Annotated in this window: 14 protein-coding genes, 1 tRNA gene and 2 pseudogenes; 3 read left to right on the forward strand and 14 right to left on the reverse strand. The window is 38.2% G+C overall.

Going from position 1 to position 17,429, the window contains the following annotated elements; translation table 11 throughout:
* Positions 1-205: 205 nt before the first annotated feature.
* Positions 206-844, reverse strand: coding sequence for a histidine phosphotransferase ChpT (gene chpT, locus V4P57_RS05970; RefSeq protein ID WP_455465677.1), 639 nt, complete (start codon positions 842-844; stop codon positions 206-208).
* A gap of 206 nt (positions 845-1,050) precedes the next feature.
* Here chpT and V4P57_RS05975 point away from each other — a divergent pair, with 206 nt between their 5' ends.
* Both V4P57_RS05975 and V4P57_RS05980 read left to right on the forward strand, forming a co-directional pair.
* The gene (locus V4P57_RS05975; RefSeq protein WP_455465678.1) at positions 1,051-1,647 is read left to right on the forward strand and encodes a DUF1134 domain-containing protein; all 597 of its coding nucleotides are present in this window, start codon (positions 1,051-1,053) and stop codon (positions 1,645-1,647) included.
* Between the two features lie 26 nt (positions 1,648-1,673).
* Positions 1,674-2,324, forward strand: a complete 651-nt coding sequence (locus V4P57_RS05980; RefSeq protein ID WP_455465679.1) for a hypothetical protein — start codon at positions 1,674-1,676, stop codon at positions 2,322-2,324.
* A gap of 162 nt (positions 2,325-2,486) precedes the next feature.
* Here the strand turns inward: V4P57_RS05980 and V4P57_RS05985 are convergent, their stop codons facing one another.
* Together V4P57_RS05985 and V4P57_RS05990 are read right to left on the reverse strand one after the other, a co-directional pair.
* Positions 2,487-3,605 carry a DegT/DnrJ/EryC1/StrS family aminotransferase gene (locus V4P57_RS05985; RefSeq protein ID WP_455465680.1) on the reverse strand — a complete coding sequence of 373 codons (1,119 nt, stop codon included), beginning with the start codon at positions 3,603-3,605 and terminating at the stop codon, positions 2,487-2,489.
* A gap of 49 nt (positions 3,606-3,654) precedes the next feature.
* Complete coding sequence (locus tag V4P57_RS05990) at positions 3,655-4,611, reverse strand: Gfo/Idh/MocA family protein (protein WP_455465681.1); 957 nt, start codon at positions 4,609-4,611, stop codon at positions 3,655-3,657.
* 170 nt (positions 4,612-4,781) lie between these two features.
* Between V4P57_RS05990 and V4P57_RS05995 the strand changes: the two genes are divergently transcribed.
* Positions 4,782-4,855 (forward strand) — tRNA-Met (locus V4P57_RS05995).
* 163 nt (positions 4,856-5,018) lie between these two features.
* On the opposite strand, the pseudogene V4P57_RS06000 reads toward V4P57_RS05995, so the two are convergent.
* The 11 genes and pseudogenes from V4P57_RS06000 to xseA form a co-directional block, all read right to left on the reverse strand.
* A pseudogene (locus V4P57_RS06000) lies at positions 5,019-5,131 on the reverse strand (DNA adenine methylase); the annotation flags it as partial.
* Between the two features lie 208 nt (positions 5,132-5,339).
* A complete protein-coding gene (locus tag V4P57_RS06005; protein WP_455465682.1) occupies positions 5,340-5,462 on the reverse strand; it encodes a hypothetical protein in 123 nt (40 codons plus the stop codon).
* 130 nt (positions 5,463-5,592) lie between these two features.
* Positions 5,593-5,946 (reverse strand): annotated as a pseudogene (locus V4P57_RS06010) (hypothetical protein); the annotation flags it as partial.
* A 530-nt stretch (positions 5,947-6,476) separates the two neighbouring features.
* The gene (locus V4P57_RS06015; protein ID WP_455465683.1) at positions 6,477-7,259 is read right to left on the reverse strand and encodes an ABC transporter ATP-binding protein; all 783 of its coding nucleotides are present in this window, start codon (positions 7,257-7,259) and stop codon (positions 6,477-6,479) included.
* A complete protein-coding gene (locus tag V4P57_RS06020; RefSeq protein ID WP_455465684.1) occupies positions 7,256-8,131 on the reverse strand; it encodes an ABC transporter ATP-binding protein in 876 nt (291 codons plus the stop codon). Before V4P57_RS06020 ends, V4P57_RS06015 begins: the two co-directional genes overlap by 4 nt.
* A complete protein-coding gene (locus tag V4P57_RS06025; RefSeq protein ID WP_455465685.1) occupies positions 8,124-9,053 on the reverse strand; it encodes an ABC transporter permease in 930 nt (309 codons plus the stop codon). Before V4P57_RS06025 ends, V4P57_RS06020 begins: the two co-directional genes overlap by 8 nt.
* A gap of 2 nt (positions 9,054-9,055) precedes the next feature.
* Positions 9,056-10,129, reverse strand: a complete 1,074-nt coding sequence (locus tag V4P57_RS06030; protein ID WP_455465686.1) for an ABC transporter permease — start codon at positions 10,127-10,129, stop codon at positions 9,056-9,058.
* A gap of 105 nt (positions 10,130-10,234) precedes the next feature.
* Positions 10,235-11,851 carry an ABC transporter substrate-binding protein gene (locus V4P57_RS06035; protein ID WP_455465687.1) on the reverse strand — a complete coding sequence of 539 codons (1,617 nt, stop codon included), beginning with the start codon at positions 11,849-11,851 and terminating at the stop codon, positions 10,235-10,237.
* Positions 11,852-12,244: 393 nt separating this feature from the next.
* Positions 12,245-13,870: an ABC transporter substrate-binding protein gene (locus V4P57_RS06040; protein ID WP_455465688.1), complete on the reverse strand. Its 1,626-nt coding sequence runs from the start codon at positions 13,868-13,870 to the stop codon at positions 12,245-12,247.
* A gap of 1,372 nt (positions 13,871-15,242) precedes the next feature.
* Positions 15,243-15,869, reverse strand: coding sequence for a DNA-3-methyladenine glycosylase I (locus V4P57_RS06045; RefSeq protein ID WP_455465689.1), 627 nt, complete (start codon positions 15,867-15,869; stop codon positions 15,243-15,245).
* Positions 15,847-17,406: an exodeoxyribonuclease VII large subunit gene (xseA, locus tag V4P57_RS06050; protein WP_455465690.1), complete on the reverse strand. Its 1,560-nt coding sequence runs from the start codon at positions 17,404-17,406 to the stop codon at positions 15,847-15,849. Before xseA ends, V4P57_RS06045 begins: the two co-directional genes overlap by 23 nt.
* Positions 17,407-17,429: the final 23 nt, after the last annotated feature.

Here is a 17,429-nt window from a genome sequence, read left to right on the forward strand (position 1 = left end):
GAATGCACATTGTAAAATCTCGGAGTGTAGCGGGCCGGGATTTTTTTCTGTTACAATAAAAGGCTCGCACACTAAGAATCTCTTATATATGAGAATGCTCAAAGCCCAAAAAAGTTACTGTTCCCGTTTACAGATATAACTTTATCGCTCGCGGATACAATCTAAACCCTCTTTTCTCAACACAACTTAAGCACCTCTATCTTATTCAAAGCTTTTTTATACTTTCCAAAATAATACAACTTTCAGTTTTATCAATATTTATTTGTACATCTGTCATCTCAGCAAGTAACACTGTATAATAAAACTGGATAGTATGAGCATCGATAAATTCTCCATGAATATTCCCATTATATAACGCAATAAAATGAGAAGGAATACATAAAGTTTTACCGAAAATCTCAAAGCGAAAGACACGTTTATTTTCTTCCTGCAAAATCATAACAATGATTTCTCCCCCACGAGAAACTGTTGCGTTTGCAATCAATAACAAATTAAGTAAAAGTTTAACTTCATTTTTTGGTAAAAGCAGAGAGGGAGCTTGCCATTTTAAAATTGCTTTTTCTTCCTCCATATATTGTTGCGCAACCTGCTCAGCAGAACATGTATCTATTTGTCCCCCACTTGTCCCTGCAAAACCAAAAGCCAATCGTGCAAATTGTAGACGTGCAGAAGCACTCGCAACGGACCAGCGCACCAATTGCAAAGCATCTTCTTCAGCCCCCCCCTCATCATAAAGCTCCATCGCATTTTGAATAGCACCAACAGGTGAAATCAAATCATGGCAAATACGGCTACAAAGCAAAGCAGCAAGATCGGTAGGCTTCAAAGAAACAGCTAACGTCATAATTTTGAGAACTCCAAGAATCTTAAAATAAGCTTCCTTTTAAAGGAAAAATCTTAACATCCAATGCATACATACATGGAACTTTAATAATCATGCTAATTTTTTCAGAATAAGATTCAAATAACCTTATATCTTATTTTTTATTTGAATAGAATGAAAATCCTAATATTATCTTTTGTTCGTAACTAATAAAAGGAAAAAATTCTATGGCTCTCTCTCTTCTAAAATGCTGGTACAAAAGTATTGTATCTGTAATCTTCCTTTTATTCGTAATCATGAACACTGCAAATGCTCAAATTCAACCAATAGAACAAAATGAACCCTATTATTCGCTGCAAGAAATTATTGATTCTGGTCATATTTTTTTTGGAAAAACCGTTAGCAGTATGGCAGTAGCAATTCAAAAGATCTTTTCACAATACGGTTATCCAAATGCCTATATTTTAGGAGAAGAAGCTTCTGGTGCTTTTTTTGCTGGATTAACCTATGGTGAAGGGATACTTTTTACCAAAAACTATGGTCAGCATAAAGTTTTTTGGCAAGGTCCCTCCGTGGGATGGGATTTTGGCGGACAAGGTTCCCGTTTAATGATCTTAGTTTATGATCTTAATAGTATAAATAATTTATGGGGGCGCTATGGTGGTATTTCAGGCTCGGCCTATTTAATAGCAGGTGTTGGTTTTCATGTCCTTAAACGCCATAATGTCTTGTTAATTCCAGTACGCACAGGAATTGGTGCACGCCTTGGCATAAATGTGGGATATTTAAAATTGACACACAGACCAACATGGAATCCATTTTAAACGGATTCTCATTGAAAAGGGGATTTATGCTTATCCAATCGGTTATTTTTTTTATTTTTGGAGTTGCCTGCACTTCTTGGTTACTCGTGTTTTTTGCCCCTATTATTTGGCGCAGAGCCCTTCACTTTGCGCATAAATATGTTTCTGCGCAAATTCCGTTATCACACACTGAAATACAAGCAAACCATGATTTTCTTTGTGCACAACATGCTGTAAAACGAGTACGTGATGAACAAAAATACGATTCTTTGCAAAAAAAATATGCCCAACAGAAAGTACAACTCAGCCAAGTAACCGAACAGCTTTATCGATTATGTCTTCCCACACAAAATACACCTTTTTCCCAAAAAGAAACACTCACAATCGAACAAAATGCCGTTGCAACAAACGTTTTTATAATGGAAATCAAAACCATGCGTGAAAAAATCGCACATTATCAGCAACTTTTACAAAAAATTCAAACCAATGAGCTTGATACCACAACGCACCAGCAACTCTTAAACGAGCTGCGTGAAGAAACAAAGGAATTAGCAGCAACGTTAGCTGCTCAAATAGCACTACAAGAGGGTGAATCATTCCCGATAAACATACTGATCCAAAATTCTAAAAGCAAAAACGACCTGGCATCACTTATTCGCGAAAAAGTAGCCTCCACAAAAAAAATACCTCGTACATAGCTTATTTTTAATAAGACATGTCTTTGATACGTAAGCCATTCTTTTAACAGAAGGACTGCTTATTTTGACTTTATTTTTTAATTACAAATCAAACATACCCTCCAAAAAAATAACAAAAACAAAGCTCCCTACTAAACCAGCTTTCAGGATAAAAATCTTCTCTCAAGAATGGTAAAAATCCCTTATTCCTTGGATAATTATATCCTGATCAGTTTGCGTTAAATAAGGATGCATAGGTAAACTTAAAACACAATCTACCAAAGACTCGGAAACAGAAAGAGAATTTTTTACATAAGGAAAGTTTTTATAAGCTGGCTGTTGATGTAAGGGAGTCTTATAATAAACCATTGTAGGAATAGATTTTTTCTGTAAATAGTCCTTTAATCTATCACGCTCTTCCACCTTAATAGTGTATTGAGCATAGGCACAACGCATATTCTCTCCCACTTCTGGAACTGTGACAATACCTCTTAAGCCATTGGAATAACGTCGAGCAATTGCCACTCGTTTTTCCATCTCATCTTCAAAGATTACAAGCTTTTCTAGCAGAATTGCAGCCTGAATAGTATCTAGGCGCGAATTCATACCGATACGCACATTGTCATATTGCGTTTCACCTTTACCATGAAACAAAATAGAGCGTAAAAGTGCCGCTAAATTATCATCATTGGTCATCATAGCACCTCCATCGCCATAACATCCCAATGGTTTTGCAGGATAAAAACTTGTTGCGGCAACATTACCAAAAGCTCCACACATAATATTACCGCTTCTTCCCCCTATCGATTGGGCAGCATCTTCGATAACAAAAAGATTTTCCTGTATAGCTATTTTAGCAATTTGCGCATAATCAGCAGGAAGCCCAAATAAATCAACAGCAATAATTGCCTTTGGTTTAAGACGCCCCTCTCTTTTAATCATTTCTATTGCTTCACAAAGTTTCTCAACATCAATATTGAATGTATCAGGAAGGACGTCAACAAAAACAGGTTCGGCCCCTACCAAAGCGACAACTTCAGCAGTTGCACAAAACGTGAAGCTAGGACAAAAAACAGCATCACCTAAACCAATGTTTTGAGCCATAAGAGGCATCTTCAACGCATCAGTTCCATTAGCACATGCAATCACGTGTTTAACGCCAAGATAATCTGCTAATTGCTTTTCAAACTCTGTAACTTTTGACCCTAAAATATACTTACCACTAGCGATCACATGCGCAATTGCAGAATTAATTCTATCTTCAATGCGCACACGCTGCGCTCCAAGGTCGATGAATTGCATATTAACTCCATTGATAATCACAAGAATGCAAAAATACTATTTATCTCTTTTATCTATGATAATTGACACTAGCAGCAGTTAAAATCCGTAAAACAGCAAGAGCATCATCACCATTTGTGCGAGGCGATTGACGCGTTTCAATACAATGAAGAAAATGTTGCAATTCACAAGTAAGCGGTAAATCTTCACAAACATCAATGTAATCCAATTCATCAGTGCTAAAGGCCCATTCTTGATTCTCTTTCCAAACGGCAAAACGGTGTAATGCCAATTTACGATCCCATGGTTCCATATCATTAAAAACGAGCATAGCCTTTGTACCAACAATAGTTAAACGCCTTTCACGATAGGGATTAAGGCGTGAAGTAAAAAGATGACTACGTATACCATTTGGAAAAGTCATATGAATATGAGAAAAATCAGAATACTGATCAATGACAGCAGCTCCCTCACCTCGAATTTCTGAGGGTTCACATCCTGTCAAAGCCAAAATCATTGAGAGATCATGAGGAGCAAGATCCCATAAAGCATCGCTTTGTGTATGAAATTTCCCAAAACCTAATCGGTGAGAATATATATAACGTATATCGCCCAATTCTCCCTTTTCTACCAATTCACACATTTTTTCAAAAGCAGGGTGAAACCGCACAATATGCCCCACCATCAAAATCCGTTCATATTGGCTGGCAACCTGCACTTGACGTTCAGCATCAGCGACATTTAAGGCAATAGGTTTTTCAACCAAGACATCTTTACCATTTTCAACAGCACGTATAACATTTTCTGTATGAAATTGTGGAGGCAACGCAAATACCAGTGCATCAATATCGTTATGAGCAAAAAGATCATCAGGCGCAACAACGTCCACGCCATACATATTTGCAAAACTTGCAGCACGATCAACATTAACATCAGAAACTGCTACTAAAGCTCCAAGTTTCTGGAGTGTTCGTATATGATTTCCACCCCAATGACCGCACCCTAAAACCGCTACACGTGGCACCATTTTTATGCCTACCCTACTCATCATATAAAAATTATATTTCCCTATACTCCATATCGAGGATAAAATAGAATGACAAGCAAAAAGCTTAAAAACGATGCTTGACATCTTACTATTCTACCTCTTATATCCGCAAAAGGTGAGATAAGTTGCAGTCATATTTATTTAGTTTAGGCGGAGTAGCTCAGTAGGTTAGAGCAGAGGAATCATAATCCTTGTGTCGGGGGTTCAAATCCCTCCTCCGCTACCGTTTCTTTTTCAGTATTGTAGCTTGCCAGCTGTAGTTTGCCACCTAGTTTTGCACTATTAGCCACCTAGTTTTGCACCAATTTATTTTTTTTCACAGGGTTTTTTAAGGGGTTCTAAAAGGTCACTTAAAGACCCTTTGAATGAGTTTTTTTTCTTTTCTTCTAAAAATCACAATTTGAAATGATAAGTTCTTGAGCCCAAGTCGGATTATTTGAGAAGCAGCATTTATAAGATGTAGTGACCTCTTTTAGTCAAATTGACTGATAATTTTTCTGTATCATAAGCACATTACTAAAGAGACAAATGTTTAAGCAATTGGGTCAAGTTGACCGAATTGCTCTTCAGTATGCAATTGTGCAATGTTTGCACTATTGCTCTTTTAGGAATTGGATAAACATTACCCCATTGCTGTACTCATGCAATTGGATCAAGTTGTCCCTATTCTTCTCTCCCACCCAAAATGCAGACATTGCATTTTGATTTCAGGAGGCATCACGACAGATCAAAGGTGCAAGGTGCACCTTTGATTTTTCATTTCCCTCACAGGCGATTTCATTGTGATCTGAAATTGCTCTGCTCATTTCAGCAATTGGTGCAACTTGCATCAATTCCTTACCTCCACACCAAAGTACGAACTTTTGATTTTGGTCTCAATACTCTTCAACGCCGATCAAAGGGTCAAGCTGTCTCTTTGATTTTTTTCCTACCAGCCTCTATTTCCAGCCTTTATTTATTTTATCTCTCCTCCCTTTTGTTTGGTGCTTCCAGTGTAATTTCTGTGGTGTATCCGCTTGATTTCTCATAGCGATGGGTGACGGTTGCGGCTTTCCATGAACCATTGATTTCGCTGCGGAACCCCTGTAGCAAAAGAGGTTGATCGGCCATGATTTCTGGATAACCCTCAAGGGTCAAAGAACCACTCCCCACAGCACGGCAAAGTCGGTCTGATTCTGATGCCGCTGCTGCTAACGCCTCTTCCTTGCAGGTATAACAAGTCCGCAGACGACGCACAGGTCCGCTAACCCCTGTCTTATGTTTGACTTGGTATTGCTGCCCTTTTGAGCGATCAAAATAAGAAGTTTTAACTGTGCTGTTTTTTGAAGTAGAATACGCTATTAGTTTCAAGATAAGACTGTAACAACAGACGTATTGTTATACGTATACACTTTATCAAAAATGGCAACATAATATGCTGCCTTTCTTATTCATAAAATCTGTTTTCTTTCAATGAACCTCTTTTTAAGAGTAAAAAACAATAAAAACTAAACTCTACAAAAGAACCAAATTTTTCGGAAAATACAGCATCATGAATCACCTGTAATCGCTCACAAACCGAGCACTCAAAGTTCTACAATAAAAACTTCTAAACATAAATTTATAATCAAAAAAAAGTATAATAATATTAGAAAATAATACACGCTACGAGCCTCTGCATGATTTATAACGCAGCACGACCAACAGAATTAAAAAAGTATATATCTAAACTCCCTCTTAGTAAATTATAATAGAAAAATTTCACACTATAAAAAATATAAAAGCTCCTTCTTGCAACAACAATGCGAAATATTTCTAGCAACCTACAACAGAAGAAATTATACTTTCTTCTTTTATAAAACTCATCACACACTTTCTTCTCTACGAACAATAGGCTCAATACTTGCTTCAAAAAACATCTTTGTATAGTTATGCTGTGCATGTAAACTGCGCAAATCATCATTACTAAGCTCTTCAAGAATAATCCCTTTATGCATAATTCCAACACGTTCACAGATATGTGCCACAACAGCAAGATCGTGGGATACCATCAAATAAGTGAGCTTTTTTTCCTCTCGTAACGATTTTAATAAATTTAAAATTTCAGCCTGAACCGACACATCTAATGCAGATGTTGGCTCATCAAGCAACAAGACCTCCGGCTCGATAATGAGAGCACGTGCAAGAGCAATACGCTGACGTTGTCCTCCAGATAACTCATGCGGATAACGATAAAGAAATGAAGAATTTAGACCAACAGAATTTAAAGCATCATGCACCCGCTCCTTTGGGTTATCCATCCCGTGGATCTTGAGAGATTCAGAAAGAACAGTATGAACCATTTTTCTTGGATGAAGCGAAGCATAAGGATCTTGAAAAACCATTTGAATACGGCGTAAAAAATTCTTATCTCTTTTTTTTGCGATTTCTTCTCCATCAAAAACAAAACGCCCACTATAATCTGGAATAAGCCCAACCAATGTATTCAAAATAGTTGATTTTCCACATCCTGATTCACCAATCAAGCCATAAGCTTCGCCATGCTTAATATGAAAGTTGACATTTTTAACAACAGTTGCTGCTTTGTGGCTGTGCCCAAAAGTTACCGATAAATTAGAAACATCAATGATATTCTTACGATTGGTCATGGGGTAACTCCTTCAACACCATTAACAATCGTAGGATTATGCAGCCAATCAGGATCGCGTTCAGGAACAGCTAAAACATCAATAGGATTATCAAGCCGTGGCAAACTCGCTAATAGAGCTTTAGTATAAGGATGACAAGCGCGCGATAAATCACACGCAGGTAATTCTTCTAACACACGACCTGCATACATAACCAAAACACGATCACAAAAATCAGCAATCATATTCAAATCATGACTAATAAAAATAAGTCCCGTTCCAGATTTAGTCACAAGCTCATCTAATACTGATAAGACTTGGCGTCTTACTGTAATATCAAGTGCAGAGGTTGGTTCATCTGCAATAATTAAATCAGGTTTAGGAATAAGCATCATTGCAATCATCACACGCTGCCCCATACCACCTGATATTTCATGAGGAAATAATCGCATTACATGTTCTGGATCACGAATATGAACAGATTCCAACATAGAAATTGTCTGCTCCCGCGCATCAGCTTTTGAAACACGATAATGAATACGGTAAGCCTCCATAATCTGTTCCCCAATCCGTATTAATGGATTAAGTGAATACTTTGGATCCTGTAAAATCATCGAAATACGCTTACCCCGGATAGTTCGCATCTGAGGCTCACTTGCACGCAATAAATCAACACCATCAAAGCGCATTTTTTTAGCTTTGACAATTGCTGCTCTTGGACTTAGTCTGAGTATTGCACGTCCAGTCATTGATTTTCCAGACCCAGATTCGCCAACAATTCCAATTTTTTCTTTTCCAACAGAAAAGCTAACGCCGCGCACAACTTCTACAATGCCACGCCTTGTGGGGAAAGCGATACGTAAATCTTCTATCTCTAATAATTTTTTAGCCATTGCGTGGATCCAATACATCACGAAGTCCATCACCCAACAAATTGAAAGCAAGACTTGCTAATAATATTGCACAACCCGGTATTGCCGCTAACCACCAATTCGTCATCATAAATTCACGACCAGATGAAAGCATTGCTCCCCATTCAGGACTTGGTAGTTGAGCTCCCAACCCTAAAAAACCAAGACCAGCAGCGGTTAGAATAATTCCAGACATATTTAATGTTAACCGTATCACTACTGAAGGAATACACATCGGTGCAATATGAAATAAAATAATCCGCCAGGCAGATGCCCCTTGCAAACGAATAGCAGAAACATAATCAGATGAACGTATTGTCAGAGTCTCAGCACGTGCTAAACGCGCTATTGGCGGCCATGCTGCAATCGAAATGGCAATAGATGCATTTTCAATACCTGGTCCCAAAGCCGCTGAAAAAGCAAGAGCTAAAATCAAAGCTGGAAAAGCGAGAAAAATATCAACAATGCGCATAAAAGTAGTATCAACCCATCCTCCTACATAGCCAGATACAGCCCCAACAATGAGTCCTACCGGCCCCACAATAATTGTAGTGAGAAAAACAATATAAAGCGTAATACGCGCGCCAAAAATGATACGACTAAAAATGTCACGCCCCAATTCATCTGTTCCAAAATAATGTAACATAGAGGGTGGCTGCAATCGATGTGCAAGATCATTGCTAACAAAATCATCAGTAGCAATCCAAGGAGCAAAAATTGCACATAAGACAATAATAAAAACAATAATCAGACCGAATAGAGCTGAAAAATTATGAGAAAACTTGATCCATGCATGATAAATTCTTTGTACATTTGCCTGCAATACTGACCGTGGAACAGATTCATTTAACCAACGCCCCAAAGAAAATAACGATTGCGATTCATGATGATTAGTTATTGTCATATTCAACGTGTCCTCGGATCAAAGATTCGATAAAGCAAATCAGAAAATAAATTAATAATGACAAAGAGAAATCCTACAAGCAGTGTGCATCCGACAACTGCATTCATATCTCCGGCTAAAAGAGCATTAGTCAAGTAATGCCCAAAACCAGGCCAAGCAAAAACCGTCTCCGTTAACACAGCACCTTCTAATAAAAAAGCATAAGAAAGTGCAACAACAGTGATAACCTGGACCGCAGCATTACGAAAAGCATGTCCCCAAACTGTTCGCGCCAACGATAACCCCTTCACACGCGCAGTAATGATATATTCCTGATTGAGCTGTTCAATCATAAATCCACGTGTCATACGACTAATATAAGCCATAGCGCCAAAAGCTAAAATTAAAGCAGGCATAATAATATGGCCGAAGACGTTTCCAAAAGCCTCTCTCTGCCCTTGACGAGCGGTATCCCAGAGAAAAAATCCCGTTTTTTGTTCAAAAGAATATTCATAAATAAAATCAATACGCCCTGGACCACCAACCCAACCAAGCTTGGCATAAAAGATCAATAACGCCATTAATCCAAGCCAAAAAGTCGGGGTTGAATAACTCAAGAGTGTAAAAGTACGAACAAAGTAATCAATAAATGAATCGCGATACATTGCCGCAAAAACACCAAATGGAATACCAAGACTCGTACCAATCACAATAGCAACTGTGGCAAGCTCTAACGTTGCTGGAAACACACGCATAATATCTTCCAAGACAGGACGCCCTGAGGTTAAAGCATCTCCAAAGTCAAACAAAAATATATTGCGAATATAATTCCAATACTGGATAATTAACGGCTTATCAAGACCCAACCTATGAAACATCGCATCATAAGCCTCCTGACTAATATTATCACCAAGAATAGCAAGAACGGGATCTAAAGGAAGCAGATGACCAATAAAAAAAGTGACAGTCACCAAACCAAGCAGCGTAAAAAAAACTGAAATAAGCAATTTTAGTATCTTGAAAAAAAAGTCCCATACGAACATTTTTTTCTGCTTTTGTGATACTGCTCTTTCAGATTCTGAAAATGGCAAAACCATTACAATATCCCCCCTCGATAGCTACCAAACATAAAGATAACACCTTTTTATACAAGCAAGAAAAGCCGCATCAAGCACACTCTAAGATTTTCTTCATAACATGCTCTATTTTTCTGCATCATTGTAGTAAAGTCTAAAACTATTCCAAACCCATTTTTTTACTGCCGGTCCCATACCGATGGTATAGTATGTCTGAAATAAATAGACCATAGGACCATGCTCAAACACATAGTGCTGTAGAGCACGATACTGTGAAATACGCTTATTCTGATCTTGTTCAAACAAAGCGTCCATCACCATTTTATTAACATTTTCATCATAATATCCAGCACGCCAAGCCAAATACATATTATGTTTTTTTGTAAAGGTTGGATCAGGATTAAAAACATGATTTAATGAAGCAGGATGGCCATCAGGATCAGCACTCCCCCACCCCATAATAGCAGTGTCATAATTCCCACCCCGGACGCGGCTTAACAATTGATTTTGTGCCATTTTTTCAATTGTGAGCTTAACACCAATTTTGCGTGCATTAGCTTGAATAGACTGCGCAACAGATGACATATAACTAAGACTGCCAATTAAAAGATTAGCCTCAAAACCGTCGGGATAACCGGCCTCACGGATCAACTGTTTTGCCTTTTCTAAATCTAATTTAAACGGCAACCCCTCTTTTTCATCCAAAGCGCCAGGGATTCCTAATGACATGTAACTCGCACGTGGAACTGCAATGCCCTTTAAAACAGTGTTTCCAAGACCTTCGTAATCAATCAAATAACGAAATGCCAATCTCATTTTTTCGTTAGCAAAAACTGCATTCTTATTGTTTAGCGATAGATAAATAATTTGCGGTCGCAAAACACGGTCAATTTTAACAGCTCCCCCTTGTCTTTCAATATCCAAAACATCTTCTGAAGAAAGATCACGCGCTATATCCACATCACCTTTTTCCAAAAGAAGTCTCTGACTCGCTGACTCGGCAACATGCTGCACAACAATCTGCTTAATTTTAGGCACATCCCCCCAATAATGTTGGGTAGCCTGTAATACAACTTTTTCTCCAGGACTCCAACGTACCAATTTATAAGGTCCAACACAAGCCGAATGCGTAGCCAAATATTTATTACCCATATCCCCGCCAACACTCTTTTCTTCAATTGTTTGTCGATCAAGCAAAGCAGAAGCATAAGACTGCCCAATTACCGTCAATATAAGCTGGATAGGATAGGGTTTATCTAATTTCAGTTGTAAAGTTTTATCATCAAGGGCTTGGATATTTGTTTCAACATTGTTTTTAGTAAACCCGTAATCCATTAAAGATTGAGCATAGCTCAATCCTAACTTAACAATCCGTTGCATTGACCACACGAGATCCTGCGCTGTCGCGGTTCTTCCATCATCAAACTTTAAATCATCACGAAGATGAAAAACAATTCTTTTCCCATTGTCTGAAACATCCCAAGATTTGGCCATAGCAGGGCGAATTTTTGTGGGATCATGCTTATCATACTGCACTAACGCACTGCAAATATTCGTCAATAATTCACTCGTTACAACCTCAACCGATTGAGCTGGATCAAAACTGCTAATTGAATCAATATTCCATGCCATCACCAATGTATCTTTAGATGGTGCACTTAGTGCTGATGATACAGATCCATTTAAAAAGCCAATTATGCTTAACAAAATACAAAAGTTTTTTAACATTCCTTTTCTTCTCATTTCATTATTTCCTTTTGCATTTTATTTTATCTTTTTCACACAGAGTATTTTTAATTTCTCTCTTTCATCTCTCAGCAGCATAGCATAAGATATCAACTTCACTGATCGAATATTCATAAAATAAGCCTTTCAGACATCAACCTATAATTGAGATGCATACCATCTGTACCACAGTGAACAAATATCCCAAAAAATATTACTTTTCATACTTATCAATATCGCTTCCTCTATAAACTATAAGCCGCATATAAACCGTACTGTAGAAAAGCCCCACACACAATTTCACGCCTTAAATGGCTTTAAAACCACTCTATGCGGAGGGATGTTCTCATCATTCCACGTCACACAACGCTCTTTTTGTATTTTACAGCACTTAATACCCGCTATACCCGCTTATTTTTCAATTGCACTATAAAAAATACGTGGTGCACTATTCCAAACCCATTTTTTTATATCAGGTGTCATAGCCACAACAGCATATTTCTGAAAGATGAAAGCATAAGGTCCTTTTTGCATAAGTTCACGCTGCAAATCAGCATATATTTGTGCCCTCTTCTGTGGATCTTTTTGAAACAATGCATCTTCAACCTTTTTATTCATCTCTGCATCAAAATATCCGTGCTTCCAACTCGGGTAGGCTGTTTTTTTAGCCTCAAATCGATTATCAGGATTATAAACAATGTATGCAACCATTGAATGAGGATCTGCAGAATCATTATTCCAGCCGACAAAAATCGTATCAAAGGCACGTGCATAAAATTTTGAAAATAGCTGCGTACCTGCAAGACGTTCAATTTTAAGGTGTACGCCGACCTTTTTTGCATTGTCTTGGAGTGTTTGGGCAATTGGCAAAGCATAATAAGATGTTCCTATCAACAAATTGACCTCAAATCCTTCCGGATAACCTGCCTCTGTTAAAAGCTGCTTGGCTTTTTGAAGATCAAGTTTAAAGGGTTGTCCTTCTTTTTCATTCAAAGCTCCAAGTGTTCCAAGGGGCATAAAGCTTGCACGCGGAATACCATCACCTTTCAGAACAGTCTTTCCAAGACCTTCATAATCAATAAGATAGCGCATCGCCAAACGCACTTTTTCATTAGCAAAAATTGGATTCGTCATATTGAATCCCCAGTACATCATGGAAGGCTCCAACACTCTTTCAACCTTAATATCGGTTGTTGCTTGAAGATCTGCGATATCCACAGGCGTCAAATCACGTGCCACATCAATATCATGTTTTTGCAATAATAAGCGTTGCGTTCCAGGCTCCGCGACATGGCGAATTAAAATCTTCTTCAATTTAGGTGCTTTCCCCCAATAATTGGAACTTGCACGCAATAACAGAGATTCTCCAGGGCGCCAACTGCTTAACTGATAAGGACCAACACAAGCAGCATGACTGGCCAAATATTGGTTTCCCATATCACCATTTTTCTCGTGTTTCATGATTGTTTCACGATCAAGCAAAGCGGTAGCATGACTTGCAACAATATTGTTAAGAATAAGTTCTACTGGATAAGGTTTATCAAATTTCATCACCACCGTTTTGTCGTCTGGTGCTTGAAGAGCCTCATCAACGTTTTGTTCTGTAATTCCATATTCATTAAATGTTGCCGCCTTAGCCATTTTTAATTTAACAATCCGTTTCATGCCCCAAACAAGATCATTGGCATGAGCAGAACGACCATCATTAAACTTCAAACCATCGCGCAAATGAAAAGTAATCACCGTACTCTGGTCATCACCTGAAACATCCCAATGGGTTGCCAAAGAAGGAATGATTTTAGCTGCATCATCTGTAGCAGTACTGACCAAGTTATCACAAACATTGAGAACAATTTCACTTCCATAAACGTCATTAATTTTCGCGGGATCAAATGTACTTATTGCATCGGTATTCCAAGCCATCACAAGCGTATCGGTAGGTGTTTTTGCTGAAACTTGTTGCACAAACATCCCCATTGCAAGAACAGCAGAAATAAAAGAAGTACTGCCTTTCAATATCTCTTTTTTTACGTTCATAGACTTTTCCTTTTAAAGTTTATTATATCAACTAATTATTCTGAAATAACACAAGCAATTTTGTACAACAGAGATTGAATAAATACACACAGATCGCACCATAAAGAGACATTTACTTTTAAATTCATAAGTTTCAGCTCAATTAAACTATAGCAGATACATAACACATCTTCCGTCAACCACCACTACATTCACATCCCAATACCTCTTTGCACTCCCCATTAAGCCATACCTGTTTCCAAATCGAATACGGAAACTGTAAACTTTCAAAAAATCATCGCACTGAGATTCATAAGTTCACCATTTTGTTCTTTTAAACTGTATTAAAAATAATCAATGTGCAAACTTTAAAAATAATCGTATTTTCTCGGACCCTCAGCTTCAAGATGCACACGCACCATTACTGCATTGTCAAATGCTACGCGAAAAAGCAGAAAAACACGAAAAAACATCTCCGCTAAAATCTGCTACCCATAAAAAAACTGCTTAATCTTTTGAAAATAAAGCGCAAAAGAAAACTCCTCTTATCTATCAATAATCCCAAACGAGTCAACAGAGATAAAATGGCAACGAAAACTACCAACCCCTCTAACTGTATCTTTCCAAAAACATCGTAACCAATAAAAAGCACCTTTTCACTGGAAAAAACAAAATTCACCATACCTAACCCCCAAAAATATCATTGGCTATAAACCCTTCCAAATTTCAACGTTCATCATTTCTTTGCAACCACAAAAATGGACACCCAAAAAAATACCGCAGAAACCCTTGTTTCCAACGGAAAATTCTAGAGATTTAACCAAGCGATGTAGCGGATACAAATCTGTCTGAGTTCAAGCATTCCCCCAAAAACCAGAGCGCACATGCAGCAAAACTACTTTCTCAACATGAAAGCTATCAGATAATAAAACGTAACACAAGCACTTGGTAATCAGATGCTATATAAATAAAACAATTATTATACATTCAACAAAAAATTAACAAAAATACCAATACAATAAGAGCGCCACGCTGAAAAATTTGAAAACAAATTTGCCTTCATCCATAACCACAAATAAAATATCCATCATTTGCTTTGTGATAACCGCTATATAAATAAAAACAGACACATATTTATTAAAAATCAATAATATAAATTGCTCTCATAATGATTTCAGAAATAAAAAACTTTAAAAACCATTCTTGAAAACTGACAACTGATTTTTCTTGATTTTTTCTAACATCACATTGCTGTCTCTTACAAAACTAGCCCTCCACCATCCATGCTAAGAAGAAATAATCCAATAATAACAAGGAGATGAAAAATCGAAAAAATATTCTCTATTCTTTTATTGCTCTACTAAACAATACCCCTCACAGCTGCTTTTCAAATTTACCGACAAAAACACCCTTCAAGATGATCATTGACAATTCCTACGGCTTGCATAAAAGCATAACAAATTGTGGGGCCAACAAATGTCCATCCGCGTTCCTTCAAGTCTTTAGAAAGACGAAGAGAAGCAGGTGTTATGGAATTAGCCAACAGTGTTTGAAAATCTACCTTTTCATAACGCTCCGATTGTGGTGGTTGAAAAGACCAAAAATAGTGAGACAAACTCCCCCACTCTTTTACAATTTCCTGCGCTCTAAATGCATTATTAAGCACTGATCGAATTTTTCCTTGATGACGAACAATATCTTTGTTCTGCATCAACATTTGCACCTTTACTTCGTCATAATGAGTAATTTTTTCAAAGTCAAAGTGATCAAATGCACTTCGAAAAAAAGAGATTTTTTTTAAAATTGTGAGCCAAGAAAGTCCTGCCTGAAAACCTTCAAGACAAATTTTTTCAAACAAACGGCGATCTTCAAAAACAGGTTTTCCCCATTCATTATCATGATAAGCACAATAAAGTGGATCAGTTCCCGGCCATGCACAACGAACTTTTCCATCCGCTCCCATGAGAAGCCCTTCATCAAGCATCGCATTTATCATGTTAAAAGAGCATTCCTTGATCATCTTGCTTCGACTTGATTCGTTTAGATTTTGAAGACCGATTGAGAACAAGATCGTACATTGAAACACTAATTTCACCATCAAAAAAGCGTAAATTTAATTGCCCCGTTTCAGGAAACTGCGCTAACCGTTTAATAGGCTTATGATCTTGCCCCAAAGCCAAAACAAAACCACGCTCTAAAATATCTTGATACGAAGTGCTTTTTAAAAGCCTAAACGCGACCTCTAGCTCAGCGCGTTGTTTTTCAACATTGCGCAAAAAAGCACGATAAAGACGCATAGTATATTCCCTTGTATTGCGTTGTGCTTTTTCAGTATTTAGTAGACGCGGCGCAAGACGAACGCCAAGTGCATGGAAATAAAAACGTTTTTTATCATAGCTAACACAAAGAGCACGCTGCAAACGCACAGCATATTCCCTTGTATTGCGTTGTGCTTTTTCAGTATTTAATAAACGCGGCGTAAGACGAGCACCAAGTGCACGGAAATAAAAGCGTTTTTTATCGCAGCTAACACAAAGAGCACGTTGTAATCGACCTGAAACTTCATCAAAACCACGCCGCGGTAAAGCGAAGAGTTGGTCAGCAGTTGGAAGAGCACGCATAATCGCACGCAATTTTTGTTGATAAAAATCAAAATAACGCGCTAGTCCCTTGCGCAAACGTGCACCAAGCGATGCCACGTACACTTCGAGATCAAGCTTGACAGGAACAGCCTTCTCTGCCGCTCCTGTAGGAGTTGGAGCGCGCCAATCGGCGACATAATCAATCAAAGTCCAATCTGTTTCATGCCCAACAGCAGAGATAACCGGAAGAGCGGATGCATAAACAGCACGAACAACGGCTTCGTCATTAAACCCCCACAAATCTTCTAAACTTCCTCCTCCCCGTGCAACAATAATAAGATCAGGTTTTGGAACAATACCCCCTAAAGGGAGAGCATTAAAACCTTCAACAGCAGCAGCCACTTCCCGCCCACTTGTTTCTCCCTGAACACGAACAGGCCAAACCAAAATATGTAAAGGAAAACGGTCTGATATACGATGAATAATATCGCGAATGACAGCGCCTGTTGGTGATGTAACAACACCTATAATTCGGGGCATATAAGGCAAAGGTTTCTTCTTGGATTCGTCAAACAAACCTTCATCAGCAAGCTTCTTTTTGCGATTTTCTAGAAGTGTCATCAAAGCACCAACCCCCGTTGGCTCAAGCCCTTCAATAACAATCTGATATTTTGATGACCCCGGATAAGTTGTAAGCTTGCCAACAGCGATCACTTCCATCCCTTCTTCCGGAGGGAATTTGAGCTTTTCCATAATGCCACGCCAAATAACAGCCTCCAACCGCGCCTTATCATCTTTTAAAGCAAAATAGGCATGCCCCGAAGCATGAGCACCGCGGTAACCTGATATCTCCCCACGTACCCGCACATAACCAAATTTCTCTTCAACAGCACGCTTTAAAGCCCCTGCTATTTCTGAAACAGTAAATTCTGCTACATTCGTTGCACCTGTTTTTTCACCAAACAAACTTACCATTTTTCAATTCTTCACGCTTTTTT

This window comes from Bartonella sp. B39 (assembly GCF_053795145.1).

Bases quoted from the DNA above. Each gene is read 5' to 3' on its own strand.
- V4P57_RS05990 (WP_455465681.1), bottom strand. From the start codon at position 4,611: ATGGTGCCACGTGTAGCGGTTTTAGGGTGCGGTCATTGGGGTGGAAAT.
- V4P57_RS06005 (WP_455465682.1), bottom strand. From the start codon at position 5,462: ATGCAAGTTGCACCAATTGCTGAAATGAGCAGAGCAATTTCAGATCAC.
- chpT (WP_455465677.1), bottom strand. From the start codon at position 844: ATGACGTTAGCTGTTTCTTTGAAGCCTACCGATCTTGCTGCTTTGCTT.
- V4P57_RS06030 (WP_455465686.1), bottom strand. From the start codon at position 10,129: ATGGTTTTGCCATTTTCAGAATCTGAAAGAGCAGTATCACAAAAGCAG.
- V4P57_RS06035 (WP_455465687.1), bottom strand. From the start codon at position 11,851: ATGAGAAGAAAAGGAATGTTAAAAAACTTTTGTATTTTGTTAAGCATA.
- V4P57_RS06020 (WP_455465684.1), bottom strand. From the start codon at position 8,131: ATGGCTAAAAAATTATTAGAGATAGAAGATTTACGTATCGCTTTCCCC.
- V4P57_RS05975 (WP_455465678.1), top strand. From the start codon at position 1,051: ATGGCTCTCTCTCTTCTAAAATGCTGGTACAAAAGTATTGTATCTGTA.
- V4P57_RS06025 (WP_455465685.1), bottom strand. From the start codon at position 9,053: ATGACAATAACTAATCATCATGAATCGCAATCGTTATTTTCTTTGGGG.
- V4P57_RS06045 (WP_455465689.1), bottom strand. From the start codon at position 15,869: ATGATCAAGGAATGCTCTTTTAACATGATAAATGCGATGCTTGATGAA.
- xseA (WP_455465690.1), bottom strand. From the start codon at position 17,406: ATGGTAAGTTTGTTTGGTGAAAAAACAGGTGCAACGAATGTAGCAGAA.
- V4P57_RS06040 (WP_455465688.1), bottom strand. From the start codon at position 13,870: ATGAACGTAAAAAAAGAGATATTGAAAGGCAGTACTTCTTTTATTTCT.
- V4P57_RS05985 (WP_455465680.1), bottom strand. From the start codon at position 3,605: ATGCAATTCATCGACCTTGGAGCGCAGCGTGTGCGCATTGAAGATAGA.
- V4P57_RS05980 (WP_455465679.1), top strand. From the start codon at position 1,674: ATGCTTATCCAATCGGTTATTTTTTTTATTTTTGGAGTTGCCTGCACT.
- V4P57_RS06015 (WP_455465683.1), bottom strand. From the start codon at position 7,259: ATGACCAATCGTAAGAATATCATTGATGTTTCTAATTTATCGGTAACT.